Source organism: Selenomonas bovis DSM 23594 (assembly GCF_000381005.1).
GTDB lineage: Bacteria > Bacillota > Negativicutes > Selenomonadales > Selenomonadaceae > Selenomonas_C > Selenomonas_C bovis.
Genome location: NZ_KB908391.1, coordinates 1 through 24,509, shown reverse-complemented (window position 1 = coordinate 24,509; position 24,509 = coordinate 1). Strand labels below are relative to the sequence as shown.

Annotated in this window: 26 protein-coding genes; 2 read left to right on the top strand and 24 right to left on the bottom strand. The window is 55.9% G+C overall.

Going from position 1 to position 24,509, the window contains the following annotated elements:
* Positions 1–62 precede the first annotated feature (62 nt).
* Positions 63–305 carry a hypothetical protein gene (locus tag F599_RS0107385; protein WP_019542888.1) on the top strand — a complete coding sequence of 81 codons (243 nt, stop codon included), beginning with the start codon at positions 63–65 and terminating at the stop codon, positions 303–305.
* Positions 306–323: 18 nt separating this feature from the next.
* Entirely contained in the window at positions 324–584 is a 261-nt protein-coding gene (locus F599_RS0107380; protein WP_019542887.1) for a hypothetical protein, read from the top strand.
* A gap of 26 nt (positions 585–610) precedes the next feature.
* Here the strand turns inward: F599_RS0107380 and F599_RS0107375 are convergent, their stop codons facing one another.
* From F599_RS0107375 to F599_RS13865, 24 genes are all read right to left on the bottom strand, one after another.
* On the bottom strand, positions 611–2,197 hold the full coding sequence (locus F599_RS0107375) for a type IV secretion system protein (protein ID WP_020700536.1): 1,587 nt from the start codon (positions 2,195–2,197) through the stop codon (positions 611–613).
* Positions 2,198–2,409: 212 nt separating this feature from the next.
* The gene (locus F599_RS0107370) at positions 2,410–3,204 is read right to left on the bottom strand and encodes a TrbJ/VirB5 family protein (protein WP_019542885.1); all 795 of its coding nucleotides are present in this window, start codon (positions 3,202–3,204) and stop codon (positions 2,410–2,412) included.
* Between the two features lie 30 nt (positions 3,205–3,234).
* On the bottom strand, positions 3,235–5,109 hold the full coding sequence (locus tag F599_RS0107365; RefSeq protein ID WP_019542884.1) for a hypothetical protein: 1,875 nt from the start codon (positions 5,107–5,109) through the stop codon (positions 3,235–3,237).
* A gap of 10 nt (positions 5,110–5,119) precedes the next feature.
* Complete coding sequence (locus F599_RS0107360; protein ID WP_026327882.1) at positions 5,120–5,362, bottom strand: hypothetical protein; 243 nt, start codon at positions 5,360–5,362, stop codon at positions 5,120–5,122.
* Positions 5,350–7,839, bottom strand: coding sequence for a TraG/VirB4 family ATPase (locus tag F599_RS0107355; RefSeq protein WP_019542882.1), 2,490 nt, complete (start codon positions 7,837–7,839; stop codon positions 5,350–5,352). Before F599_RS0107355 ends, F599_RS0107360 begins: the two co-directional genes overlap by 13 nt.
* A 1-nt stretch (position 7,840) precedes the next feature.
* Complete coding sequence (locus F599_RS0107350; protein ID WP_019542881.1) at positions 7,841–8,950, bottom strand: hypothetical protein; 1,110 nt, start codon at positions 8,948–8,950, stop codon at positions 7,841–7,843.
* Between the two features lie 21 nt (positions 8,951–8,971).
* Positions 8,972–9,256 (bottom strand): VirB3 family type IV secretion system protein, encoded by a 285-nt coding sequence (locus tag F599_RS0107345; RefSeq protein ID WP_020700535.1) that lies wholly within the window; start codon positions 9,254–9,256, stop codon positions 8,972–8,974.
* Positions 9,257–9,262: 6 nt separating this feature from the next.
* Positions 9,263–9,688 (bottom strand): TrbC/VirB2 family protein, encoded by a 426-nt coding sequence (locus tag F599_RS0107340; RefSeq protein WP_019542879.1) that lies wholly within the window; start codon positions 9,686–9,688, stop codon positions 9,263–9,265.
* Positions 9,689–9,900: 212 nt separating this feature from the next.
* Positions 9,901–10,818 carry a HipA domain-containing protein gene (locus F599_RS0107335; protein WP_019542878.1) on the bottom strand — a complete coding sequence of 306 codons (918 nt, stop codon included), beginning with the start codon at positions 10,816–10,818 and terminating at the stop codon, positions 9,901–9,903.
* On the bottom strand, positions 10,815–11,027 hold the full coding sequence (locus F599_RS0107330) for a hypothetical protein (RefSeq protein ID WP_019542877.1): 213 nt from the start codon (positions 11,025–11,027) through the stop codon (positions 10,815–10,817). The genes F599_RS0107335 and F599_RS0107330 overlap by 4 nt, the downstream gene beginning before the upstream one ends.
* Before the next feature lie 41 nt (positions 11,028–11,068).
* Positions 11,069–12,088 carry a P-type conjugative transfer ATPase TrbB gene (gene trbB, locus F599_RS0107325; RefSeq protein WP_019542876.1) on the bottom strand — a complete coding sequence of 340 codons (1,020 nt, stop codon included), beginning with the start codon at positions 12,086–12,088 and terminating at the stop codon, positions 11,069–11,071.
* Positions 12,088–14,619 (bottom strand): type IV secretory system conjugative DNA transfer family protein, encoded by a 2,532-nt coding sequence (locus F599_RS14840; protein ID WP_019542875.1) that lies wholly within the window; start codon positions 14,617–14,619, stop codon positions 12,088–12,090. Before F599_RS14840 ends, trbB begins: the two co-directional genes overlap by 1 nt.
* 55 nt (positions 14,620–14,674) lie before the next feature.
* Positions 14,675–16,099, bottom strand: a complete 1,425-nt coding sequence (locus F599_RS14835) for a TraB/TrbI/VirB10 family type IV secretion system protein (protein ID WP_019542874.1) — start codon at positions 16,097–16,099, stop codon at positions 14,675–14,677.
* Positions 16,100–16,110: 11 nt separating this feature from the next.
* Positions 16,111–17,214, bottom strand: a complete 1,104-nt coding sequence (locus tag F599_RS0107310; protein WP_019542873.1) for a TrbG/VirB9 family P-type conjugative transfer protein — start codon at positions 17,212–17,214, stop codon at positions 16,111–16,113.
* Between the two features lie 60 nt (positions 17,215–17,274).
* Positions 17,275–18,021 (bottom strand): VirB8/TrbF family protein, encoded by a 747-nt coding sequence (locus F599_RS0107305; RefSeq protein ID WP_019542872.1) that lies wholly within the window; start codon positions 18,019–18,021, stop codon positions 17,275–17,277.
* On the bottom strand, positions 18,012–18,587 hold the full coding sequence (locus F599_RS0107300; protein WP_019542871.1) for a hypothetical protein: 576 nt from the start codon (positions 18,585–18,587) through the stop codon (positions 18,012–18,014). The genes F599_RS0107305 and F599_RS0107300 overlap by 10 nt, the downstream gene beginning before the upstream one ends.
* A gap of 15 nt (positions 18,588–18,602) precedes the next feature.
* Positions 18,603–19,133, bottom strand: coding sequence for a hypothetical protein (locus F599_RS0107295; RefSeq protein WP_019542870.1), 531 nt, complete (start codon positions 19,131–19,133; stop codon positions 18,603–18,605).
* 6 nt (positions 19,134–19,139) lie between these two features.
* A complete protein-coding gene (locus tag F599_RS13880; RefSeq protein WP_019542869.1) occupies positions 19,140–19,691 on the bottom strand; it encodes a S26 family signal peptidase in 552 nt (183 codons plus the stop codon).
* 74 nt (positions 19,692–19,765) lie between these two features.
* Complete coding sequence (locus tag F599_RS0107285) at positions 19,766–20,485, bottom strand: hypothetical protein (RefSeq protein ID WP_019542868.1); 720 nt, start codon at positions 20,483–20,485, stop codon at positions 19,766–19,768.
* Positions 20,482–21,765: a helix-turn-helix domain-containing protein gene (locus F599_RS14830; protein ID WP_156021963.1), complete on the bottom strand. Its 1,284-nt coding sequence runs from the start codon at positions 21,763–21,765 to the stop codon at positions 20,482–20,484. Before F599_RS14830 ends, F599_RS0107285 begins: the two co-directional genes overlap by 4 nt.
* 14 nt (positions 21,766–21,779) lie before the next feature.
* Positions 21,780–22,199 carry a M23 family metallopeptidase gene (locus tag F599_RS15150; RefSeq protein WP_244869342.1) on the bottom strand — a complete coding sequence of 140 codons (420 nt, stop codon included), beginning with the start codon at positions 22,197–22,199 and terminating at the stop codon, positions 21,780–21,782.
* 29 nt (positions 22,200–22,228) lie between these two features.
* Complete coding sequence (locus F599_RS0107270) at positions 22,229–23,440, bottom strand: ParB/RepB/Spo0J family partition protein (RefSeq protein WP_019542865.1); 1,212 nt, start codon at positions 23,438–23,440, stop codon at positions 22,229–22,231.
* Entirely contained in the window at positions 23,437–24,198 is a 762-nt protein-coding gene (locus F599_RS0107265) for a ParA family protein (protein WP_019542864.1), read from the bottom strand. The genes F599_RS0107270 and F599_RS0107265 overlap by 4 nt, the downstream gene beginning before the upstream one ends.
* Before the next feature lie 13 nt (positions 24,199–24,211).
* Positions 24,212–24,509: hypothetical protein (locus F599_RS13865; RefSeq protein ID WP_033369230.1), on the bottom strand; the 298-nt coding region annotated here is incomplete at its 5' end.

Genomic DNA, 24,509 nt, shown 5'->3' with positions numbered 1-24,509 from the left:
AATCTCCGCAACTTTTGTTATAATGAGTTTATAAAAGGTTCGACTATATTGGAGGTCACATCATGACAGGTGAAGCAACGTCTTCGGAAAAGAAGAGTTATCTTCTCGGCATCCTGCTCGGCAGCTTCCTCATCGGACTGCCGTATGCGCTCGGTTTCAACTGGAAATGCCTCATCGTCTTCCTCGTACTCATCGGACCGGTATCGTTCATCGGCGCTTATCTCGGGCTGCCCATCAGCGCGGCCCTCGGCGCGTATCTTGGCTACTACGGCGTGAAGGAATACAACGCCTACGTTGCAGATTGAGTAAAGGAGGGCTTAATCATGGGACTCTTCTGGGGAAACGGCGAGAAAAAAGCAGCGCAGCCTCAGGCACCTGCAGATCCAAGGACAGAGCCTCTTACCCTCGGTTTTGTTCTTGATAGCGGTGGTTACATAAGGTCTGATGAAGAATTTACCTATATCATTCGTGACATGCATCTCATGATAAAGCAACTCTTACGAGAAAATCAGATGCTCCACCAACGCCTAAACAAATTAGAAGCTGAGTTCCAAGCAAATACGCAAGTCACCCGTACTCTATAACAGCGAGGCTTATTCTTGTCTTGCTGTTATTTTTTATTTTTCGGCTTTTGATTTTTAGAGAACGCGTCTTTGATGTCCTCAAGATATTTATCACCAGTAAATTGTTTCGTATCTTTGAATCCTCGTATCCCCTCCCTATACGACCTTACCGGCTTCGAGGACATAACGCTGTTTCGCGCGAGCTGGGTGAGAGAGCCCCTGACGCCGCCGCGGCCTGCGGCCTGCGCAGCGGCGCGCGCTGCCTGGATCTTGCCGTAGTTGCCCGTCACGGTGGCTGCGGCGTTGACCGGGGCGTTGGCAGCGCTCCGCATGCTGCCCATCATGTCGCTGCCCGAGAGCTGTGGCGCGCCGTTCAGGAGGCTGGAGACGAGTTTCGGAATCTTCTTGATGAGCATATAGATGAGGAACGAGGCGAGGACGGTCTGGAGCATGAGCGCGAGATTCTGCGAGATCTCGCCCGCTTTCTGTGCTGTCTCCATCTGTGTTCCAAGCCCTTCCAGGTAGGTCTGCGTGAAGAGCGCGAGGAATCCTATGACGCATACCTTTAGCGCGCAGTTGAACATTGCACCGATGGCCTTTTCCGTGAGGAAGCTGAACTTCCCCATCGTGCCGAAGGCAAGGCAGGGAATCGTAAGGAGGGCCATGACGTAGAACTCGATGTAGGCCATCGCAATCTCGATCGCGACGAGGAAGAAGCAGAAGACGAGCACGCATACAATGACGACGCAGAGGATCATCCGCGGCCCGTTCGTCACGTTGCCGACGAGTGCGGAGAGCGCCATCCCTGTGAGGCTGTCCGGCGACTTCGGGAAGAGGATGAGTGAGCTGATGTTGAAGACGGTCTGCACAATGCCATCCGCGGCCTTTGTGATAAGCTCCTGCCCCGCCTGGAGCTCCTGCCCCGCCGCCTTGACGCCGAGCATCTGGAAGCCCTCCATCAGGGCCTTCATGAATGGAATCCAGTTCATCATGAGGAACGAGAAGAAGCCGAGCTTGAGCGTCATGGAGATGAGATACTGCATCTTGTTGCCGCTGATGAGTTTCATCGAGAGTTCCCAGGAAGCCTGGATGACGGTCAATATGACGAGGAGACGCAGGCAGTACGGCGTGATGTTCGCCGCGCCCGGTGTGATGACATTGTCCTTGAAGTGCGCGACGAAAGAGCCGAGGATGCTGAGGTCCTTCACGTTCGCACCGTCGCCTGTGACCAGCTCCGGCGTAAACGCCGTCACCTGCTGCACCGTTCCCGGCTCCTGCGCCATGCTCCAGAATCCCGCGTCCATGAGAAAGGCACCGAAATTGAAGGCCAGACCCGCGCCGAGCGCGATCTGCCAGATGAATTTCTTGCCGTCCTCGAGGCCGAAGACGATCATCATGCCCGCGAGCGCCGTCATGACGATCATCACGCCGTGCATGATCTTGACGGTTCCCGTCGCCAACGTCTTCAGTCCTTCGTCGAAGTCCCCTCCGAGGCCTGTGCCCGCATTCGCGATGGTTTCCGAGCCATTTGCGGCCAGCGCGTCCGGCGACGGCGCGAGCAGAAGCGCAACCATCAAAAAGAACAACAGACAGCGTATCTCCTGCCTGCTCCCCATCGTTTTCACGCTGCGCATGAAATCCCTCCTTTTATTGTTTCTTGTTATTGTTTGTAATTTTTATATAGCATTTAATATTTGTGTTCAAATTGAACACATCCCTGCGGATCATCGCCCTGCGTTTCCCGGACGCAGATCTTGGCGATGGCTTTATTTTTTATTGTTTGCTGTTATTATTATATATTTATATTTCCTATTTTTTCCATGTGTTCAAATTGAACACATGAATCTCACTTCACGAAATTCGCAAATTGCTGAGCGGCGGCACGTTCCCGCGTTTCCGCCTGCGCACGCTCGAAATTCTCCATATACCATTTTTCGGAGCTCATGGCCAGTCCCTGCGCCGCGAGGTCCCGCATGTCGGACTGTTGGAGGATGCCAGCCGCGAGAAGCTGGATTTCCGCCTGCATGAGCTGCTGCTCGCCCTCCGCGTTCGATGCGGCCTCGACGGCCTGCTGCACAGTGGCCTGCGTGGTGTCGGAGACTTTCTGGCTCGCCTGCGCCCGCTCCGCTGCCGCCTTGTAGGTCGCGTCGAGAGCCTTCTGGTTCTTCTGCGTCTGAAGGTAGAGGTCGGCGATGGTTTTCTTGCCCGTCATGGCGTCCTCGATCGTGCCGATCTCGTTGCGGAAGATTTCCTGGACGGTCGTGTTCCTGTTGAGGATGCTCGGGATTTCTCCGTTCGCCTTGATGATACCGAGGTCTTTCATGATTTCTGGCGTCTTGCAGAAGCCTCCCGTCTCCTCCTGCTTTTCCATGAAGTTGGCGAGGAGATCCGGGCTGAGCTTTTTCGCATCGAGGATCTTGAGCGCAAGTTCTTTCTGCTCCGTCGTAAGGATGTCTGCTGTCGAAATGGCGGTCTTGATGGCTTCTTCGATGTTGCGCTGATCGATGACGGCAACAGCGGCTTCCGAGTGGTGGCTCGTGATGGCCATCGCGGCCAGCGGCGTGAGAACGCCGAGGACGATGCCCGCGAGGATGCCGGTCTTGAGTGTCGATTCGCGCCAGGTCAGGGGATTGATATTCATGGTGATCCACTTCCTTTCAAAATGCTGGGATTACTGCGGCACGCCGCACGGATCGCGCCTGCGTACCAGGGCTTCGTCATAGCTCGTCATTTTCTTTCCTTCACGGTATTTCGTCTGGAGGTAGTTCCGTTCGGCGTTTACGAGCTTCTGCTCGAATCCTTTCAGGAGGTTCTGGTACTTGGGTTTTTTCTTGACATTCTTCATCTTGTTCGCGGCGTAGTTCGACTGATGCGCGCGAGAGGCGGCCTCTGAGAGGCGGTCCATGGCGGCAACGATTTCCTTTTCCTCGTAGCCCTGGTTCAGCATGCAGAGGATGATGCCCTCGTCCATCTGGTCGTTGAAGGGAATGAGGAATTCCTCCTTGTATTCCTGCTTGCAGCTGTCGTAGAACTCGTCTGCCGGGGTGTCTTCCCCGCGCTCAGACTTCGGCGAGAAGATCGGAATCCGCGCGAGCTCCCGCCTGCGCTCCCGCGCGGAGATGACGACGGGTGCCTGGCTTTCGCTTTGCTCAAGCGCCTCTTCCGACTGAGGGATGTCCGCGGGCTCCTCTTTCCAGATAGCGCGGACGCGTTTCTTTTCTTCCTTCCGAACGTTCTCGTTTTCCTCAGCCACGGCGACGGGAGTTTCTGGTGCTTCCCCGCGTTCCATCGCCTCCCTCGCTTCGGCGAGCAGCTTGTCGAGGTTTCTCTTCGCGCGCTCTTTGGCCGGGATGCCACCGATGCGCAGGAGGATGTCTTTGATTTCCTCCTCGGTCGCGCCCGCCTCCAGTAGCTCTCGCGCGGCGAGCTTGTTGTAGCAGGCGCGCTCTTCCGCGACGCTCCGGCCCGCGCCCTGCGCGATGAGAGCTTCCTCGCAGCTGCTGATGAAGTCCTTGTACCGGTCTTCGCTCGTGAGGTAGCTCCCGCGCTGGAAGGGCATGCCCTCCGCCTGGCCGAGGAGCACGGCGAGCGCTGCGTTATGGTCGAAGCCCGGCGCGCGCAGCGCGGGCGATCCGGAGAGAAGCGAGGCTCTGAGGGATGTCTCCTCGGCCTGCGCCTCGCGGAGGGCATCTGCTATGAGTTTTTCATCCGCGAAGCTGACGGGCTTCCCGTCGCGTTCCTGGACGAAGAGCTTCAGCGCGGCCGCGAAGGCGTCTTCCTCGTTTGCCTGCAGGGCATCGTAGGCGAGCTTTTCCTTATAGGCTTCCCGTGCGAGTTTCCGCAGGTACGCGTCCCGGTCGCGACCCTCGTATTCCGCGTATTTTTCGAGCAGGTCGCGGAGCGCGTCCTCTGAGACGCCGGTCTCACGGAGATATTCGACGGCTGCCCTGCCCTCGCGGTACGCGAGCGGCAGCGCCTGGCTCCGGCTCCGTTGCTGCCAACACGCGGCGAAGATGTCCTCCGTTTCCTGCGCGTCCCTGGCGGCTTCCTTTTCCCGCGCTTCGCGGTAGGACTTCCACACGCGCTGCTCCTCCGGCTGGGCTGTGCGGTCGTTGCCGACGAGCGCCCGGTAGAGGCTGCTCCCGAGATAGGCTTCGCGGACGCTTTCCAACGGCATGCGCTCCTGCATGGCAGCGAGGATTTTTGCGTCGCTCGCGGCAAGTTCTGGCTTTACGGCGGCGATCTCGCCCTCGTAGAGCTCATTGAATCTCGCCGCGGCCAGGGGCAGCGCGAGATTGTCCGCCGAATCGGCATCCTCCGGGAAGACGCGCTGCAGATAGTCCCTGTCCAGTTCCTTGGTCAAGAGCGTGATGCGGCTTGCGGAAAGCGCGGCGGAAAGCTGGTTTTCGCCGTAGCCTTCTCTTTTCATCCGCTCCAGGATGCCACGCTCGATGGCTTCGATGACGGCGCCCAGGGATGCGTTTTCCTTGACCGCGAGCGAGCGGTAGAGCCGCTGTTCTTCGGTGAGTGGTCCTTCCTGGTTCATAGGCGCCTCCTCACTTCGCTTTGTTCGCTTTGCCGCTGCCATTCCAGGCGTCTTTGAGCGCATAGAAGAAGTCCACGACGCCAAGGGAATCGCCGCCGAACGGCTTGCCCAGGAATTCCGTATCGAGCTTTCCCTCGCGGATGGCGTCGTTGACGGCCTTCTCGATCAGGTTCAGGCGGATTTCCATGCGGTTCACGCGGATGGCGAAATAAAAGAGCAGGAGCACCATAAATGAGAGTGTCAGTCCAAGCATAGCGTGAGTTCCTCCTTCTCCCGGTATTCCGGATAGTCAAGGTCATGCGACGCGAGCCACATCTCGTTGAAGCGCTCCTCTCCGTAGTCTTCGAGGATGCGCTTGCATTTGGCGAGGGCCGCGTCCCCTACGGCGACGTAGGCGAGCGTGAACGGGCAGAGGTCGAGCGCGAGGTTGAAGAGGCGCGATCCCTGCGGCCCGTCATAGTAATATTCGCGCTGCGACTGCGCGTGCGCGAGCAGGTTGATCTGCTGGCTGTTGAGGCCGAACTGGTGATAAAGCTCCCGCCTGTTCTGCGTGATGGCGAGCTTATCCGGCAGGAAGATGCGCGACTGGCAGGAGGAGAGCACCGTGTCAAAGATGGCGCTCTTGGCCACGTCATCGAGGCTCTGTGTCGCGAAGAGGACGCTCGTATTGTATTTGCGCAGCGTCTTGAGCCACTCCTTGATTTTCTCCGCGAACATCGGGTTCTGGAAGAACACCCAGCACTCATCGAGCACGATGAGCGTCGGCCCCTGCTCGCCCTCTGTCGCGTTCTTCACGACGTTCTCGATGCGGTGGAAGATGTACATGAGCGTCGTGCCGACGATGCGCTTCGCGTTCATCAGGGTCTCCATCTCAAAAGACTGCCATCTGGAGATGGCGAGGTGATCCCGGTCGCTGTCGAAAATCTCGCCGTACTCGCCCTTGTTGCCGCTGTCGTCGGCAAGCGCGAGGGAGTAGAAAGCCTCTTTCAGTTGCCGCGACTGGAGGAAGGAGATGAACGTCGTCATCGTGCGGTATTTCTGCTCCATCCCCGCGACGGTGGCCAGGGAATCGCGGATGATGGCCTTCTGATCCGGCGTTGTATCGACACCTTCTTCCGCGAGGAAGTCGCAGAGCCAGTCGAGCGCCCACTGCCGCTCATCCTCGTTGTCAATGTGCGCAAGGGGCTGGAAGGAGAGGCTTTTCGCCTTGCCGACATCGTAGAATTTCCCGCCTACGCCATAGGTGAGTACCTTGGAGCTGGCGCCCTTGTCGAAGATGATGATGCGGGCGTTCTTGTACTTGGCGAACTGCGCCTCGATGGTGTTGAGACAGACCGACTTGCCCGCGCCCGTAGGGCCGATCATCAGAGAATGGCCGACGTCCTTGATGTGGAGGTTCAGGCGGAATGGGCTTGCGCCGTCCGTCTGCGCGTAGAGGAGCGGCGGCGCGTCAAGGTGCTTGTTCCAGGCGTTGCCGCTCCAGGCGAGCGCGAGCGGCATCATGTGGACGAGGTTCCCTGTGGAGATCATCGGCTGCCGGACGTTCCCCTGTTTTCCGGGGACGCAGGAGAAGAAGGTATCCACGGCGTTGAAGTCCTCGATCTTCGCGAACTTGATGCCGCGCTCGATGAAAATCTGCCGGATGAGCTTCGCCTTTTCGTCCACCACCTCGCGATCCTCGTCCATGACCAGGACCGCGGTGGAATAGTAGACGAAGGAAATGTGGTCGCCCTCAACGGCATTCATGGCGTCGCGCACCTCCGCGAGGCGGTCGACGGCGACGTCGTCGATGTTCTCGGCGTTCTGCATGCCGTTGCGGATGGTCGCGTCGGCGATGGTCGCCGTGAGCGACTGCGTCTTTCCCTTGAGCTTGCGGCGCTCGCTGTCGAGCTCATCCGATACGTCGAGCTTGCTCATCGTAAAGGCCCGCGTCACCCAGCGCAGCGGGAAGTCCAGGCGGTTGAACTCGTCGAACATACCGAACTGCGTATCATTGCCGAAGGAAATCGGCGCGATGACGCGCAGGTGCTTGTTCCCGAGCTGCGGCTCCAGGCCGCCGTAGAGCGGCGTATCGTAGAGGAACCGGTCGATCGGGATAGAGGCATCCGGGCATTTGAGCGAACGGTTTTCCGCGGAGACTGTGGAATGCAAGTAGGTGATGAGCGCATCCTCATCGAGGAACTCGACCTCGACGCCGAGGTTCGTCATGCTCTTTGTGAACTTATAGAGCATCTCGCCGAAATTTTCAAAGACATCATCGGCCTTCGTGATTTTCTTCTCGCGTCCCTCGATCATGATCTCTTTGATTTTCTCCTGCCGCTCGACCGGCGGCTTGTGCCAGAAGGTGCAGTAGAAATGCGACTCGAAATAGCGCCCGCTCTCAAAGAGGGCCGCGCGCTCCGCGTCGATACCTCGCGTGACGTCATCGCAGAAGTAATCCGTCGTCTCGTAAGCCGTCGTAGGAACACGCTGCGCCTCAAAATAGAGCACGTTGTTCGTCTTCAGGAGGCCGATTTCCGCCTGGAGGCGGTTCGTGAGGACGGCAAGCTCCTCGTCCACGGAGGACGCGAGATCAGGCCCCCGGTAGCGGAACGTCGCCATGATCGAGCCGTCCTTGTTCAGGCAGATGGCGCAGCGGTTCCCCGCCACGCGGATGGCCGTAAGCCTCGCGAACGGCATATAATCGGACAACGGCGCCCGCCGTTCATCAAAAAGATTCAGATTGTACATCTCATCCCTCCTTTTGCTCTTCCTCCTCGATGGAGAGCAGCAGCTCCCTCTCCCTGCCCTTCGCCGCTTCGCTCAGGTACAGAAGATCCTCAAGCCGTGAAAAGCCATAGGCTGGCGGCACGATCCCTGCCCGAAAATGGGCCGGAATCGTGCCCCACCAGCGTTGCTTGGCATTGAAGTTTTCAAGAAGATAGAACTCTTCCGCTTCCTCGAACAGCTTCCGCAGGTACGCCTCGCATTTTTCATACGCAGCGGTCGGCACCAGGGCGACAAAAGTATTGTTGTAATACCCGTAGAAATTCCCGTTCATCGGCTCCTCGATGAGTTCTTTGATGTAATGCCGCGAGGGACACCAGAGTCTCATGCGGGATCGCTTGCCGCGCTCCTTTTTCACCTCGTCTGGGCTGAAAAAGAGGAGGCGCTGCACATGGCGGCAGGGAATGTCATTCTTCACAAAAGCATCGATGAGCCGCCTGAGTGTCGCGCTTCGCGAACCGATAAAATCCGGGAGCGTCAGAACGAGGAACGTTTCCTCCCCGAACGTGATCCGATTCGCGGAAAAGTCCGCATCGAAGTCCCTGGAAAGCGCATAATCGAGATCGACGGGAATCGCTGGCATCGTCACTTGGTACCGGCCATGCGCGAGTGTGAAGACGAGGTAATCGACGATTTCCTGATAGCGGAGGATATGCGCGTGCGCGGCATCCGGAAAGGCATCGCGGAAGGATACCAACTTTTCATAGAGGTATGCCTCCATCCCGTCGATGGCGACCGTCTTCCCCCGCTCCAGCGTATTCGTGACCTCTCCTTTCATGTTCTTGAAGGGGTTCCAGGTGAGGACGAGATATGCCGCCGTCCCCCTGCTCGTGTGCTGCTCCTCGATGTTCATGACCCAGCCGCGGGCAAAGCCAGGAAGCGTACTCCACGCGCCTTCGAGGCTGCCCGCGCAGGGTTCGTAGCGGATGACGCCCAGCACGCTGTCATCCTTATTGCGCAGGACGCTTTCATGAGTGAAGGCCTCCCAGGCAATCCAGTCCCAGATGTCCTTGTTGTCAAGCCGGTACTCCCGCCAGGACGGTTTCTCCTCCTCCACGAACCGTTCTTCTGCCATGCTCTCACTTCCTTTCCGCAGTCAGACCGAGTAGTAATCCTTCTTGCTCCAATACGCATTGAAGCAGTCAAAAAACTGCGCATCCTCCAGCGAGAAGTACCGGACGAGGAAATGCGCCAGGACATTCATGACGAGGATAGGCCAGTATTTCAGGCCAAAGCACAGGAGCACGAAGCCAGCGATGCTGAAATTGTACATGAGGAACTTCCGCGGCACGTTCATGAACAGGATGTACTCCGTAAGCGAGCGGTAGATGGGCAGGTGTGTCCAGGTGATTTCCTGCAAATCACGCTTATCATCCATCATGTCACCTCAGAACAACAATCCTGCCGCCAGCGTTGCACTGTCCGACAGCGTCGATTCAAGAAACTGACCGGCTCCCATCGCAATGGCGCCGCCGCCGGCGACCTTGACGCCACGCATCATGGCCTGCTGTTCCCAGCCCATCGCCCAGCTCATGCCGCCGAGCGCGATGCCACCGCCAGTGACGAGGATCGGGATCGGCCCAGTGAGGGCATCCGTGATGACCTGAAGCGGCTTCTGGAGCGGCGTAATCCCTACATTACCAGCTGTCGATGTCGTCTGCGCCGACGCGTCATTCGTGATGAGGAAGAAGCCGATAGTGAATAGCATCGGCAGGCAGTTCTTACCGAACTGGAGCAGATCCTCCTTCTTGACGCTTTTCACCTCGCCGAGCTTCCGGTTGACCAGGGCCGTGAGTTTCATCTTGATACGCATAGTGATTTCTCCTTTCGTTTGAAGCAATGAATCATCCGGGAGGATGCCCTCCCATTTCCTTATTGTAAAACAGTGCAAAGTTGAAAAACTGCGGACTTTTGCAGGAAAGGGAAATTTTTTGTCCAGCAGATATACACAAAAAGCACCCTATTTCCATGAAATAAGGTGCTTTGTCCGTTCTGAAAGGATGATTCATTTTTAGGTTATCTGCTTCACCGGCTCCTTCCCTCTTCTAGGGAAAGCGACATCTCTTTTCTCGCGCGTTTCCATGCGGGGATGAGGATGCGCTGCGATCGAATATCCAATGCCTTCGCGAGATACGTTTTCCTGATGTTCGACATTTCCGGCGTCGTCTCTACGATTGCAGTTGTCAGGAAACGTACATCTATTCTGGGAACGATGCGCAAGATGGCTTCTTTCAGCCCCTGCGGAGGATTTTTATAGATCTCGTGGTAGAACAAGCGCTTCCCCTGATAACGATATGCGGATTTAACATTGTATTCTTGGTTGATGAAGGCCGTTTCATCCTTCAGGATGGCAGCCATCTTCTCATCTTCCATGAGCGGGGTCAAAGCGGAACCGCAGTCATAGACAGGCGCAAAGCGAATATGATTTCCCTTGACAAGGAAGCCCCAGTTGTCAAGATGTCTGTCGTCGTTGCCAATCAAGGTATCTGCAACGAACATATCCCAGAATTGCGCCTTGAAGGATTCTTTGTCCGTCGTTGTCCCGAACGTCATGTCATCGATGGTCTTCATGACAAATCCCAATTCGCGCGGAAACTTGTCGTTACTGCTGGCAACTGCTCTGGCGAGCTTGCTGAATTCCATCAGAGAGTATCCATCCGTACAAAAATTTTCACAAGCAACAACAATCTTCCGTTTCCCTGTCTCCGTCTGGTAATCGCCCAGGAAGGTGTTTTGTGCAGGAATGCCCAGCGCGCGGAAAATATGGCAGCCGATGTACTCGGAAAACTGGTTGTTCATATAGCTCAAGCCATTTTTCTTCTGCCTGACAGGATCGGGAAACTTCACCATATAGATTTTTCCGTCGATCTCATAGGCCCGCTTTTGCTCCGAACCGCCAAAAAATGTATTTGGAATCTCTTTCTCATTGTTGAAATTAATCATTCCACCTGCCCCCAAAAGTATTCCTTGATGCGCTCGCCCTCTTCTGGATCGAGCTCTTCGCTTTTCACTAAATATTTGACTTCTCCCGCGATGTTGATGACTGCCAGAGCGTAATGGAGCTTGTCATTTTTTTCCAGTGCTTCATATGCCTGTTCCATGTATTCCGGAAGGAAATCGGTATATTTTTTCGGATCAAATGGTCGTTCCAAGGTCATACACCTCCGTTTACTCCAGTATATCATACGGCGCGTCACTCCGTCAGTTCTTCCGGATCGTCCAGGCGATGCGTGATGTATTCTCCGGCCTTGCTGTCCCAGGTATCGACGGCAATGACTTCCTCGATGCGGCGCCGTGCAGCGCGCTTCGCGATGTAGACGATGACGTTGATGGCGCGCGCAATGGAGGCCTGCTGCGGCGTGACGGAGACGCGGGCAATCATGTTTTCCAGGCGGAACAGCGTCTCCAGCGCGCTGTCGCTGTGGACGGTCGAGCAGCCGCCGCGGTGTCCGGTGCTCCAGGCATCGATGAGTGTTAGCGCCTCTTTCCCTCGTACCTCGCCCACGACGATGCGGTTCGGCGACAGGCGGAGCGTCATGCGCAGGAGATCATCCATGCCGACGTGCTCTTGTGTCGTGAGCGCCGTCTTGTTCTGCGCGGTGCATTTGAGTTCTTTCGTGTCCTCGATCGTGACAATGCGTTCATCGAGCTTGGAGATTTCCGCGAGGATGGCGTTTAGAAGCGTCGTCTTGCCGGAAGCCGTGCCACCTGCCGCAATGATGTTCTTATGATGGAGGATGGCGTCCCTGATGACAGCGCACTGGCTCTTTGTCATGGAGCCCTGTTCGACGTAATCGTCCAGGGTGTAGACGGTCTTGCTGTGCTTGCGGATATTGAAGGACGGCCCTGTGACAATCGGCGGCAACTCTGCCTGAAAACGGCAGTTCGTAAAGAGGCGCGAGGCGGGGATGTCGGCCTGGAGTGATGGGTTCTGCTTCATGTCGATGACCTGCCCGGAAAGATCCGCGACGGAGTAGATGATGCGCTTCGTCGCATCCTCCGGCATAGTGATCCCGGTATAGACAAAGCCCTTTCCCTCCATGTCCAGCCAGAGCTTTCCGTCCGGATTCACCATGACCTCTGTCACGTTGTCCATGTGCATGTAGCGCATGATGTCGCTACCAAGGCTCATCTCCAGAACGCTGATAAGCCGTTCCCGGACGACTTCGTGCGACGGTCTCTCCTCCAGACTTCTTTCTCGTTCTGTCTGCATCACGCACTCTCCTTTCCTGTCTGCGGCTGCACTATTTTCCGCTCCATGTCCGCCTGCACGCGTTCCTGCCGGACGGTCTCTTCCGCGATCCGAAGCGCGAGGCTGCGCAGCGCCGGATCCTTCATCGACGCGCCTGGCTTTACGAGCGCTTCCTCACTTTCGGAGGACGGAGCTTCCTGATTTCCTGTATCGTGACGGCTTTTCTGCCCAGCTTGCTCTTGAGATTCTTGAGCGGCGATTTCTTCCCGCTGAACACGTTCTTCATGCGGCATCTCTCCTTTCGCTTTTCCAGCTGAGTTTCCTTCCTCTGCCTGCCGGGCCTTTTCGACCGCAAGGCGCTTTTCTTCAATCTTCCTGCGTTCTGCTGCGTGGATCTTGAAGAGATCCGCATAGCTTTTGATGGCCGTCGCGGTATCGGAATAGAGCGGCGGCGGAGAAATCTTCTCCATGAACTGCTTTTCCTTGTAATAACGAATCTTGTCGCTGTAAATTGGGCGATGGCCCGCGACGAAGACGAGTTCCTTCTCGCTCGACATGCGGCGAACCTCGTCAGGCGTCATGAGCTTCCGCGCCATGTTAGAGGTCGAGGTCGAGCTCTTGAACATCTCGCCACTCGTCGATGTGGAAAAGGAGTGGATGGTTTTCTCACCGAGCGTTTCGGAGAGCGTCTTGGCGGTACCGCCGCCGTCCTCCAGTGTCGGCGTGAAGTAGATCTGCACATGGCAGTTGCCGGGAATGGCATTGTCCTTCGTGTAGATTTTGTTGAGCTGTCCCATGCTCTGCGCGACGATACAGATCTTCACGCCGTATCCGGCGCAGATGGCGAGGGACTTCTCGATGGATTCCAGCTTCCCGAGCTGTGGGAACTCGTCGAGCATGAGGAGCAGGCGCTGCTTCTTTTTCTTCGTCCCTGCTTTCCCGTCTTTTCCCGCTTCTCCGAACTCCATGTCGCGGACGAGCTTCGAGAGCATCGTATTGACGAAGAGGCGGAGGATGGGCCGGAGCTTGTCGATGTCATTCGGCTGAAGTACAAGATAGAGCGAGACTTCCTGCTTCGGATCGAGCAGGTCGCGGAGCGTGAAGTCGGAAACGGCGGTATTCTTGCGGATGAGCGGGTCTTGGTAGACGTGCATCGCGGTCTGCGCGGTCTGGATGATGGACGCGCTCGTCTCCTTCGCGCCGTTGTAGATGGCTGCAGCCGCTTCTGCGACTTTCGGATGCACGAGCAGGAGGAACCAGGGCCCGATGGTCTCGATGTGCGCGTTGACCGCCGCTTCGATCTGCTGCTTCTCGCTCTTGCCCGTGAGATCCGGCATGCTGAAGTTGAACGTATATTTCCCTTCCGCCGCGTTTTCCAGCTCGCGTATCGTTTCCTGGAGGACTTCGAGGTTACTCTTCGGCGGCGGGACATCCTCGCGCCCTTCCTTCAAGGCTTCCGCATAGAGCATCCCCTGCTTCTCATTTTCCTTGAACCGCGTTTCCAATAGGGAGAGCTGATCCCTGTGCTCTGCCGCGTATTTGCGGAATGGCTCAAAGTTCTCGATGTATTCACCATAGATTTTTTTCAGGATGTTCGTTCGGCCATCGATTTCAAGAAATTCTTCTTTTGAGATGTGCGGATACATCTTCATCGTCGCGAAAAGCTGCGCCGTGCTCATCGTCGGAGAGGATAGGAGCGTCATCACATCCGACGGGCAGGGCAGCAGTCTGTTTTCCTGATGGTGTTTGTACAAGAGATGCAGGATGACGCCGTTTACAAGCGCGACGGCGGAGTTTTCCCAGAATGGGTCCTTGGATTCGCCGCCAGTCTTGATCATCATCTCGGAGATGGTGGAAACATCGGTGAGCTCCTCGAAGGACTGGAAATCGATTTCGGCGAAGGGATTCCACTTCGCGGCAGAATCGTCCTTGCAGAGCGGCTCGAATTTCATGACCTTCTGCCCGAGGGCTTTCTGTCTGTGCGTCGCTGTGAATTCCCAGAGCTCTCCTTTCGGATCGAAGAGGAAGATGCTGTGCGGCCAGAGGAGGCCTGTCGGCACCATGTTACAGACGCCCTTGCCCGATCGCGTCGGCGCGACCAGGAGAATATGCTCCGGCCCGTCGTGGAGCAGGAGCTTCTTGGTGAAGGGATTGCGCCCGACGACGAAGCCTGATGGCGCCGAGAGACCCGCCTTCTTGATGTCCTTGTTCTTCGCCCAGCCCGCTGTTCCGTGGCTCGTCAGGCGTCTCATGACCTGGAAGATCTGGTAACAGATGAAGATGCCCGCACCGTAAAAAAGCCAGGTGATCCAGAAACTGCGGCGGATTGGGATTCCGATATACTGTATGACGTCGGCGTTGCTCTTCCACATCGACAATGCCATGGGATGCCAGATATGGCCGTAGATATGGCCGGGAAGCTCCAGTGTGTAATTGTATTGCGCCGCGATATACTGGACGGTCGCCCAATGCCCGAGAAGGTGCATGAGGAGCATGATGGCGATGCAGCCGCCGATGAAGTACGGACGCTGTTTTTCTGGTATGTCCTGCATAAACTGTCCTTTCCGGCACAAAGGCGCGGCCATGCCGCGCCCCCTGTGTCACTTATCACATGCTTGTCCCGAAGGAGATCGGCTGCGCCACAAAAAGCTGGAAGGTATGCCCCGGCTCAATCGTGACCGTCGGTTGGACATCGCTTCCCTTGCCGAAGAGGTTTGCTGTGGACTGGATGAGGTTCGCGAGCGCTCCCTGCATGGCAAGCTGTCCGCCTGAGTAGGTATCCGTGGAGTTCGTGTTGCCGCTTGCTAGGCTGCCCAAGGCGGCGATCGCGCTGGAGAACATGCCTGCGCCGAGCATCCTTCCCGTATGGCGGTGCACCTTTCCGACCAGTCCATTGTAGCCGCCGCCATCCACGGCAACAATGCTGCTGCCGATGTCGAACGCCTCTCCCGAAGGGAAGATGACCGTACTGAACACGACGTTGATCCTGCCGCTTCCCACCGTCTTGCCGCTTTCGTAAGTGCCGATGAGACGCGAGCCAGCGGGAATGAGAAGATTGGTCTGCGTGAGGCTGTCGTAGACATCCGCGCTCGTCTGCGCGATGACTTGTCCCGGCGTATCTGTATTGATGCCGGAGAACAACATGGCAGGGATGAGCGTGCCCGCCTGGACGACATAGGGACTTGTCGAGGAGGAAGAAAACGATGCGACCTGCAGCATGTTCGCGTTCGTCCCTTGCGGGGAGACATCCGCATTCGGCAGCGCGGCGTCTGCTACGGGAGCGGCTACCGCACTGGCTGTGGGTGCCTGGCTAGTCGCAGCACCCTTGCCAAGGGCGAAGTCGATTGCGGAGGAATAGCGCTGCTCCAGCTTGTCCGCTTCGCCCTTCTCTGCGTTCTTTCCAGACTGCTGCGCGGGCATGCTTACATTTACAGGCGGGAGCGCTGCTGCACGAGGAGCGGAAATGGATGGGACAGACGCCGTCGGCGCTGAAGCGGGCCGGATGACAACAGGCGCCGACGGCGGCGCGCTTTGCTGGCGCACCGCCTGCATCCTTTCCTGGTTCCCATTCTGATTCTGCGCATTTGCCGCACCGGCTCTTTGCTGATTCTTCTGATTGATGGCAGCAAGATCTTTGTAGGAGGGATCGTTGCTTACCTTGTTGTCTTTGTTCGCGGGTTCATTCGCTGCCTGCTGCTGTGCATGCTTCTGAAGCTGCGCTCCTTTTTCCGCGGAATCATCAAAGTAGCTGTAGGAAAGGAGGCTCACAAGCACCATGCCGATGATGGCAAAGCCTATGAATTTCCTGTTGATGATGGTGGACTGCTTATGCTCTCCTTTGGCATTGGTCTCTCCTGTGTCGGTGTCATCCTCTTCTTTCTTCCCACGCAGCTTGTCCATGACCCGGCTGAAAAAGGCTTTCACTCCGCGCTTTTCTTCCGCGCGATCTGCGTCTTCTTCATCCTCATCCTTTTTCCCCGTGATATGGCGCACGAGTTCCTGCACCTTGTATTTGAGCGTATCAAAGTCCATGCGCGGCCTCCTTACTTATGCGCGATCGTGACGCTTTCATTTTCCGAAACGCGGAGCTGCGCTTTCTGGAATGTGCCGTCTACGATGTAGAGGTTGCCCTTCTGCCGATAGTTCATGATGGTCATCGTGCGCTCACCCTTCTGCTGGACGAACAGCGGCACTTGCTTCTTCGGCAGTTTCTCGAATTCGAGGTAGGTGCGCTTCCCGTCTGAGTAGACAACAGCAGGCATGTATTCCTGGTTCCTGCCGCTCACCTTGAACGCGTGGTCGAGCGCTTCGATGTCCGTCACGGCGACTGTGGCTGGTTTTTCCGCCTGCTTCGCGGCGAGGAATCCTTCCTGTTCCGGCTCGTCCGCGTAGTTCCACATCACCATCGGATTGTACCAGTCAGAGCTGTTCAGGAGGATATGGTAGCTCCGGCGGCTCGTCGCGACAATCATGTTCGTCGTGCTCATCTCGACGGTCGGCTTGATGAAAAGATGCGCCGTGCCGTCTACTGTTGTCTGGGAAACAGCCCATCCCGAGGTATCGCCACCGCCGATATAGGTGATCGCCTCTCCTTTCTTGAAGGCGAGATCTGTCACGAATCCCCTGCGGCAATAAATCTTGTAGAGCTGGTTCGGCGCATAGGCGAATACCATCGTGGAGGAGCCCTGCGCATTGATGGCATCCTGCGTGTAGTTCACGCGGGATGCTGGAGAAGGATTCACGAGATTTGCCGTCGTCGGTCCGGGGACGATGAGCTTCTGCCTGGCTGCCTGAACTTCTATGCCGTCCATCCGCTCATTCAGACGGTCAAGCAGGGAAAGTATCTCCGCCTGCGTTTCACTCATAGCGTAGAACTCCCCTTTCAGAGTTTCTACCTGATTCTTTTCCCGGCGTGACAGCCTTGGTGTCTCCTCGTTCTTCGGAGTCTGCGCGTTCTGCGTCTCTTGATCGGCTGACGCGCGCCCTTGCAGCTTCGCCAGCGTTTCTTCCAGGCTCGGGTATTCCGCCGTATCGATGGCGTTTTGTTCCGTTTTCGTTTCTCCTGTCTCCGCGGCATACGTCGCAGCTCCCATCGGCAGAAGACCGCACATGACTGCCGCAATCAATGCCTTTTTTACTTTTGCCATATTGATTCATCGCTCCTTTTTTCATTTTCCATGTGTTCAATTTGAACACATGAATCAGATTCATTTTTTCGTCATTGGCTCCGGTGCATTTCCTGCGTCCTTTGCCTTGCCAATTTCTTCTGAGAAGTTCATGTCAGAGATGTAAAGTCCCAGCGGATTGACGATGAGCGTCGCATCGTCCTTGGGTGGGATCGTCGTCGTCGAGAAGACGCCTTCGTAGTGATGGACAGTCTGCTGCCCGGAGGATATGTTGAACTCTTCCTCGTCCCAGGAGGCATGGAAAGAATCCGTATCCGAAATTTTCTTGACGCCCCGGATTTTCACCTGGATGGTGACGGTCGCATATTTCTCCCGGAATTTCTCGTTGGCCTGAATGGTTTGGAATTTTTTCGCGGCTGATGTCGTAAGATACGCAAACGCCTTTTGCTGGAGCTTGTCCTGCTGGACAGGGTCGAGCTGGATGCTCCGTCCGTTCTGGATGAACTGGCTGATGAAATACCGTATCTCCGCTTCCTGCGGCTTGTAATCTTCCGCGATGAGTGAGCCCGCTTTCTCCACCTCGCCCGTGCTCTTGTCAACGGTGACAATGTACGGGACGATCTGGCTTTTCAGGGACTGCACCGTGAGGCCAATGGATAAAACAATGCAGCAGACGAGCAGTCCGAGCGCGATGCGCCGCCAGTTGTAGTTCTGCTTCGCGACGCTGCCGATCCGCGCGTCCATGACAGATCTTGCTTTATCTGCCGGACTTTTCGCGCTCCCGGTGTCTGAGAATTTCTGGGGCTGTTCCTGTGTCTTTAATGCCATTCGCTTCTCTCCTTTTCTTTTGCAATACCATCATCCTGCACCGAAGGCGCAGGACTGCCGCTGAACCAGGCGATCCTGCCGTCAGAAAATGTCCTGCCCTCATCCACGAGGCTATCCCCCTGCCTCGGTGCTTCTCGCGCCTGCGCCTTTTCTTGCAGCTGCTCAGGCTGCTCCAGTGCTGTGGGGGCAGGCGGAGCAACGAGGGAAACAGCGGCAGCAGGTGACTGTATGGCAGATGGATTCGGGACATTCGGCAGCGGGATCAGCGTTCCCTGCGCCGCAAGGCGCGGCTGAACACGTCCGACTGATACTGGTGTTGCCTGGATGGGTGCTGTCTTCTCCGTCTCCTCGCTTTTCTTCGTCAGGACGCCAAGGGCGCTGCTCCCCGACAAATCACCGGCGAAGGGCGCGGGATCTATCGGGATGCTTTCCCGTTCCGGCGGGTGCGCGGCGGGAAACAAAACGCCTGCCAGCAGGATGACGGCAGCGCCCATCAGGCTTCCCAGGAAAAGGGACTTCTTCTCCAGTGCTTTCACGCTGCGGAAAAGTTCGCTCATCGTACGCATGTTGCTTCTCCCCTCTCAGTAAATAACCTCGTTTTTCTCTAAGTGTACTTTCTGTGCCAAATCCTCGATCCTGTCAGAGGAATGGCTGTGTGTGAATGGTATCCGGAAGTACAGGGTTACTTTTTCGCCGTCAACATTCATGAGGATGGATTCCGCGGGCATCAGAATGCGACGGATAACGCGGGACTTTTGCTGCAGGAGCCTCTCGTTCAGGCTCATCCAGGAAATTTTTCGATACCGCGCCTGCTCGGCGAAGGACTGGATGCGGTTCTTGATGGCCTGAGCGGGAAACGCACCGCGATTCGTCCGGATTTCAACGCGCAAATCGTTCCCGATCGCCAGTGCGCGGACGGAGATGTACGCCTCCTGACCACTCTGCCTGCAAAGGAGACGGATTGCCTCGCTGATAGCGAGGTCGGCGAAGATGCTGTTCCCTCCCAGGCTTTGGAGAAACTCCTGCAGCTCAGGCAGCAGTTTCTGGCTACAGGCAGATGCTTCTGTAATCCAGGAGCGAACGCGAATGCGTTTCTCAAGTTTCGTCTTCATGATGAATCACCAGAATGCGAGAAGCGGGATCACTCTGCCGCGAATATTCGCCAGCGGAACTGTTCCTGTATACCTGCCGTCGAAGCTTCTCGTCACATCGGCAAGCGGCAGGAACTCGCCCGCGGGAACCACCTGCTTTCCAGGCGGGAGCTGCGGTAGCGGCTCTCCGTTGCTGTCCTCAACCGCAACCGGTCCCCTGTACTGTCCATTGACGTAGAAACTCCCGTCTGCCGCCTGATAGGAATCGCCTTCGAGCGCTCCGATCCGCTTGAGCAGGCAGATGTCCTTATCTGTGTATCCGCGCTCCAGAGCAAACTGCCTGACTTCGTCCGTCGGCTCATACGCCACGATGTCGCCGCTTGAAAACCGAGCACAGGGAATCCGGAGGTAGTAGCCGATCGGCATGGAGGCCGTCGTGTTGTAAAACAGGACGTTCTGCGGAAGCGGCGGGAACCTGCCTCCTGCCGCGCGAAACAGCAGAAGGCACACAGCCAGGGTGCCTAAAAGGTAAAAGATCGGATGGGCGCGCGGGCTCGGAAGATTGGCTCGTCGTTTCATGTCATCACCTCTACAAGCATTGTAAAACACTGCAAAGTTGAAAAACTGCGGACTTTTGCACGGAGATTAAAATTTTACAGCAGAGAAACCGCCGTCTCTGAAAACGCCTGGAGGTACTGGTAGATTTTCCGTGTGCTCTCTCCCCGTACGGCGCCCTCATTCAGGAGCGATGTCAGCTCCGCGATCGTAAGCTCCGGGTGCGCGAGCCTTGTGCGGATACAGCGCTCGAAGGGATTGTCTGACGAGGAGAAGATGAACCGGTTCTGATACGAGAGTAGCGCCCGGCAGTGCGATCTCGCTACTATGAGCGAATCCAAGAAACCTGGAGCGACAGGAACATCAGCCCGAAGCACGAAGGTGCTGATCCGCACGTCGAGGACGTTCAGCAGGTTCAAAGCAATGCCAGGAAAGAACACGTCATCCTCGCTGAGCCGGTAAAACAGCAGTGCTGACAACCGTTTCAGGGATTTCTGCCGCAGGTCGTAGATCTGCCTCTCCTGCAGGGGCATCCGCATAGCGAGACAATGGATACTCTTCCCATCGCGATAATGCCCGATGAGGAAGTCGGATTCCATCTTGCTGCAGGAGAGGAGATAGGCATGTACGAGAATCCTGTTGATGGCCTCACGCTGCGAACGCAGATAGAACGAAATGATCCGCTCCTTCGTTTCGCTCGCGATCAATCGCTGGAGCTCCGCGATAGAGAGCATCGGCATCGCATTTTTGGAAAAGGCCGCCTTCAGGGCTGATGCAGCGATGGAAATGGCAATATCCTGCTTTTTTATGGCGTTCATGATGCGCGCCCTCCCCGGGGAGATGCGCGGCTTTCGTGCGGATCGTCGTCTTCGTCTCCTCCCAGTTCACCGCGCATCCGCAGGGTATACGCTATAGCGATTTTCCTGTTTTTGAGCATGTGGAGACGCGCGCTCTCATAGTCACGGTCTGCAGGCTTGCTGCACTCAACACGCCTGGTCTGCGCGTCGATCTCCCGGCAGACTTTCAGGAGCTTCTCGCGCAGCTCCTCCGTCCCTTGGTTAATGAGATCCACGGGCTGTTGGTTCTTCCTCCTAGCGATGGCGCGCTCTTCGCTATTCGTGTCGCGAATAGCCTGTTCAATTCTTGCGAAGTCAGTTGCTTCCGCCTTATGCACTGGCAAGAAGTCTAATTGCAGAGCACGGCAGAGCCAGCCGGAGGGATTGCCGATATTCTGTCTGTGCACCGCTTCTTTCAGCAGCTGCAGCTTCTCCTCTGTCCTTTTCTCGCCGTATTTCGCGATGAATCCCCGCAGGGACGCTTCTTCCACTCCGAGGAGCGAAGCAAGCTCAAAGATGTCAACAGCAACAGCAGACTTCGTCGGCGTATTGTTCAGCTTCCTATACTCCCTAGGTAGTACCTCTTGTTCTGTTGTTGCTGTTTTATTAACAACAACAGTTTGTTCTTTTGCTGTTGTTGTAATATTATGTGTCCCAATCGGCGGTGTCCCGCCATTTGGGACACGGGATTTTTCGCCGTGTACCAAATTTTGGGACACGGGGCTCGGAGTCGCCTCCAGGACAGGCGGCGTATCGTCTTTCCCCTGCGCGTCCTTTAAGCGATGCCTTGCCTTGACGCGATCGAGCACCTCTTTCAGATGCGGATTCATCACGTCCTCTTCTGCTGTCTCGTTTCTCTCAGGCTCCAGCTTTTCGCGATCAACCTTCCCTTGCTTCGATTTATTATGCTTCGCTGCTTCTGGCTTGTCTTCCCGCGGCTTCACTTTTCTCGGATCGATGTTCACTGTGTAGATGTTCCTTTGGAACGCGTTATTCGCCCCGCGTTTCTGCTCGACAGAGATATAGCCGAGCAGCACGAGCTCGTGCATATACTTGGCGTAGGTGTTCTTGGAAATCTGAAGATCATAGCAAATCTTGTCACGCCCCGGAAAAGCCACAGTACCAAAGGTGCAGATATAAGCGTAGATGGCTTTCGATATGGCATTCAGCCGACGATCCTGCATGACAAGTTTTCCTACGACGCCATATCCTTTTTCGAGCACAGAAGAGGGATATGCTCGAAGTTCATCTTGTGTTTCCATACAGACACTCCCTTTCATTGCCACAGTACGAGCGGATCGGCGTAGACATACGAATCGCCATCCCGCACGATATACTCAAGATGAAGATGCGGCCCCGTGGCATTGCCCGTGCTGCCAACATAGCCGATGATCGTTCCTTGTGTAACATAGGTGTCAGCATCGATGACAATACAGGATAGATGTGCGTAACGCGTATAAGTATCAGAGGCAGGGTGATAGAGCAGAATCTGATTCCCGTAGCCATCCCCGAAATTTCCCGCTTGAACAACAGTACCATCGAACATGGCCGGAACAGGCGTTCCCTCGTTGTAGCCAAGATCGACGCCTGAATGAAATCTCCAAGTACCGGAGATTGGATGGATACGCCATCCAAAAGGTGATGTAATGGGAAGCCCCGCAGCTCCGAAATGAGGAACGAGGAGGACAAGTAGCAAGATGCCTGCGGAGCTCAGATACCGCCATCTCATAGGATGGTTTCGATGACCAAGCGGAGCTCAGCGAGGCGCACGCCCCAGCGTGCAGCCTCAACCTTCTCGCCGGACTCTTTACATGCGTCGATCTGGGATTGCACTTCTGATTTAAGTTCCTCCAGATTCTTTATCAGCCAGCGCTTCGCCTCCTCTTCTGCCTCCAACGAAGAAAGATCCATTGGAGCAGACGCGCCTGTATCGCCTTCCCCATCTTCCTCTTGCGGCGCTGCCTCCTTCCGTACGGCTGCATCTGCTTCTCCTTCTTCTGCCGCCGCTTCCGTATCGTCCGTACCTTCAGCTCCCTCATCATATTCCAGAGCTGTGTCGTGGCCTTTTGTTCTTTCTCCGGGCATCTCATCATCATCTGTACAATCAGCTGACGCCGCGGTTCCATCCTCGGAAAAATCCCGTGCATCGTCTGGATTGAACAGGTCGATACTGCTTTCTTTCTCTAGCGCTGCCCCTTCTCGCTGCTTACGCCAGGCGTCGATTCCAGACAAAGTAGTGTCCGCGTCGCCATTGCGCAGCGCCTCAATATATGCGGCCTGTATATCCGGATCGAACGCAGCGATACGCACGGCAGCGCTCTTGCCGAAAAGACCGTCATCAAAGGCATCCTGCGCTTCCTTGCAGAGCTTGGTGAGCATCTGCAAGCGCTGAAGACGCGATTCTGAGATATCAAGGATCTCCTTGGCGAAAAACGTGCGGAACCGCGTCTTCTCCCCGCTCGTTTCCTTCTTTTCCTCATAGATGGCACGGGCGATCGGTTCGAGTTCCTTCACCTCATTCAGCTGATCGAGCGGACTTTTCTGCCGGTAATTATTGGCAAGGATGATATGTAGCATCTCTACCTGCTCAGCCGAAAGCACGCCTTTCGGCGTGAATGCCGGAAGGACATGGCAAGGAAGCTCCGCCTTATCAAGCTCTCCGCGCTTGATGCGGAAGAGTGTCGCCGACAGGCGGCGCTCGCCCGAGATGAGGCGGTATGTCCCATCCCCGTTATCTACGACCTCAAGCGGCGGCATGCTATCGGAGACAGCGAGCGAATTCGCCATCTCCTCCACGCCCTCGATCGAGTAAAAATTCCGCTCATTGGGCAGGATTTTCTCCGCATCAATCAGTTCGACCTTATAAACTTCTTTTTCTGCGGCCTCCTGTGTCTCGCGATTGAGATAGGCCAGCATCGATCCATTATGTTTCTTCATGACAAGAGCTCCTCCGCAAATTTCATGATGTCTCTGGATACACGGCATTTCGGACAGACCTCGAAAAGACTCTGGTGATTCTTGCTCGCCGCTACCATCCCGCGCTTCGCCGGACGTGTCGCGTAAGAAATGCGGGAGGAAAACACCGGCAGCCCTTCCTTTTTGATTTCCTCAAAAAAGGCGATGGAATCCGGATATGCGATGTATTGATTCGCCAACACCCCTTTAATCGAGAGGCGCGGATTGAACTGCTTCACATCCTCCACCTGCTGCACCATCTTCCTGATGCCATCAATGGAGTCCGCTTCCAGGACAGTGACGATGATGACATCATCTGTCAGCGCAAGCACATTGAAGACACTCATGTTGATGTCAGGCGGATTATCCACGACACAGATGTCATAATCGTCTTGAATTTCAGCCATTGCTTCCCGCAGAATAGAATCCTGACGAATGCCTTCCTTGCGGATGACATCATAATTCGCTTCAATCAATCCCATATCCGCGGCGATGAAATCGAGCCCTCCATATCTTGAGTGCTGGATGACTTCCTTCACATCCACTCCGTCCATCAAGATATTGGCAAGCGTTCCATGCTTGTCGTCGGCTTCGAGCCATCTCGAGGCATTTCCCTGCTTATCGTTGTCGATAAGGAGGACGCGGAGCCCCCATGATTCGGTGAGGAGATAGGCGAGGTTTGTGGCGATGGTCGTCTTGCCGACACCGCCTTTCAGATTGATGAGACTAATGGTTTTCATGCTATGCCTTCTTTCATTTCTTGTAGATAAACTGTTGGAGCTCGTCCGCGTAGTGCTGAACGAAATCCACGAGATCCATGACGCGCTCTGCGTTTTTCGGATCATGCTCCATGACAGACAGCTCTGATGAAATCTGCTTGAATCCCGTTCGCACGGAGAGTTTCAATCGATTCACATTGTCTTCGAACTTTGCCACATGATGTGCTTCGATGACGGCTTCCAAATAGGCAATCTTCTTTTTCAAAGCCGCATTTTCCGCCAGAAGCCGGGATTCGTCTTCCAAGAATCTCTCCCCTTTCTGTAATGAAATA

What these genes read in the sequence shown, in the direction of transcription:
- F599_RS0107385 (WP_019542888.1), top strand. Translation starts at nt 63, where the DNA reads ATGACAGGTGAAGCAACGTCTTCGGAAAAGAAGAGTTATCTTCTCGGC.
- F599_RS0107380 (WP_019542887.1), top strand. Translation starts at nt 324, where the DNA reads ATGGGACTCTTCTGGGGAAACGGCGAGAAAAAAGCAGCGCAGCCTCAG.
- F599_RS0107375 (WP_020700536.1), bottom strand. Translation starts at nt 2,197, where the DNA reads ATGCGCAGCGTGAAAACGATGGGGAGCAGGCAGGAGATACGCTGTCTG.
- F599_RS0107370 (WP_019542885.1), bottom strand. Translation starts at nt 3,204, where the DNA reads ATGAATATCAATCCCCTGACCTGGCGCGAATCGACACTCAAGACCGGC.
- F599_RS0107365 (WP_019542884.1), bottom strand. Translation starts at nt 5,109, where the DNA reads ATGAACCAGGAAGGACCACTCACCGAAGAACAGCGGCTCTACCGCTCG.
- F599_RS0107360 (WP_026327882.1), bottom strand. Translation starts at nt 5,362, where the DNA reads ATGCTTGGACTGACACTCTCATTTATGGTGCTCCTGCTCTTTTATTTC.
- F599_RS0107355 (WP_019542882.1), bottom strand. Translation starts at nt 7,839, where the DNA reads ATGTACAATCTGAATCTTTTTGATGAACGGCGGGCGCCGTTGTCCGAT.
- F599_RS0107350 (WP_019542881.1), bottom strand. Translation starts at nt 8,950, where the DNA reads ATGGCAGAAGAACGGTTCGTGGAGGAGGAGAAACCGTCCTGGCGGGAG.
- F599_RS0107345 (WP_020700535.1), bottom strand. Translation starts at nt 9,256, where the DNA reads ATGATGGATGATAAGCGTGATTTGCAGGAAATCACCTGGACACACCTG.
- F599_RS0107340 (WP_019542879.1), bottom strand. Translation starts at nt 9,688, where the DNA reads ATGCGTATCAAGATGAAACTCACGGCCCTGGTCAACCGGAAGCTCGGC.
- F599_RS0107335 (WP_019542878.1), bottom strand. Translation starts at nt 10,818, where the DNA reads ATGATTAATTTCAACAATGAGAAAGAGATTCCAAATACATTTTTTGGC.
- trbB (WP_019542876.1), bottom strand. Translation starts at nt 12,088, where the DNA reads ATGCAGACAGAACGAGAAAGAAGTCTGGAGGAGAGACCGTCGCACGAA.
- F599_RS14840 (WP_019542875.1), bottom strand. Translation starts at nt 14,619, where the DNA reads ATGCAGGACATACCAGAAAAACAGCGTCCGTACTTCATCGGCGGCTGC.
- F599_RS14835 (WP_019542874.1), bottom strand. Translation starts at nt 16,099, where the DNA reads ATGGACTTTGATACGCTCAAATACAAGGTGCAGGAACTCGTGCGCCAT.
- F599_RS0107310 (WP_019542873.1), bottom strand. Translation starts at nt 17,214, where the DNA reads ATGGCAAAAGTAAAAAAGGCATTGATTGCGGCAGTCATGTGCGGTCTT.
- F599_RS0107305 (WP_019542872.1), bottom strand. Translation starts at nt 18,021, where the DNA reads ATGGCATTAAAGACACAGGAACAGCCCCAGAAATTCTCAGACACCGGG.
- F599_RS0107300 (WP_019542871.1), bottom strand. Translation starts at nt 18,587, where the DNA reads ATGCGTACGATGAGCGAACTTTTCCGCAGCGTGAAAGCACTGGAGAAG.
- F599_RS0107295 (WP_019542870.1), bottom strand. Translation starts at nt 19,133, where the DNA reads ATGAAGACGAAACTTGAGAAACGCATTCGCGTTCGCTCCTGGATTACA.
- F599_RS13880 (WP_019542869.1), bottom strand. Translation starts at nt 19,691, where the DNA reads ATGAAACGACGAGCCAATCTTCCGAGCCCGCGCGCCCATCCGATCTTT.
- F599_RS0107285 (WP_019542868.1), bottom strand. Translation starts at nt 20,485, where the DNA reads ATGAACGCCATAAAAAAGCAGGATATTGCCATTTCCATCGCTGCATCA.
- F599_RS14830 (WP_156021963.1), bottom strand. Translation starts at nt 21,765, where the DNA reads ATGGAAACACAAGATGAACTTCGAGCATATCCCTCTTCTGTGCTCGAA.
- F599_RS0107270 (WP_019542865.1), bottom strand. Translation starts at nt 23,440, where the DNA reads ATGAAGAAACATAATGGATCGATGCTGGCCTATCTCAATCGCGAGACA.
- F599_RS0107265 (WP_019542864.1), bottom strand. Translation starts at nt 24,198, where the DNA reads ATGAAAACCATTAGTCTCATCAATCTGAAAGGCGGTGTCGGCAAGACG.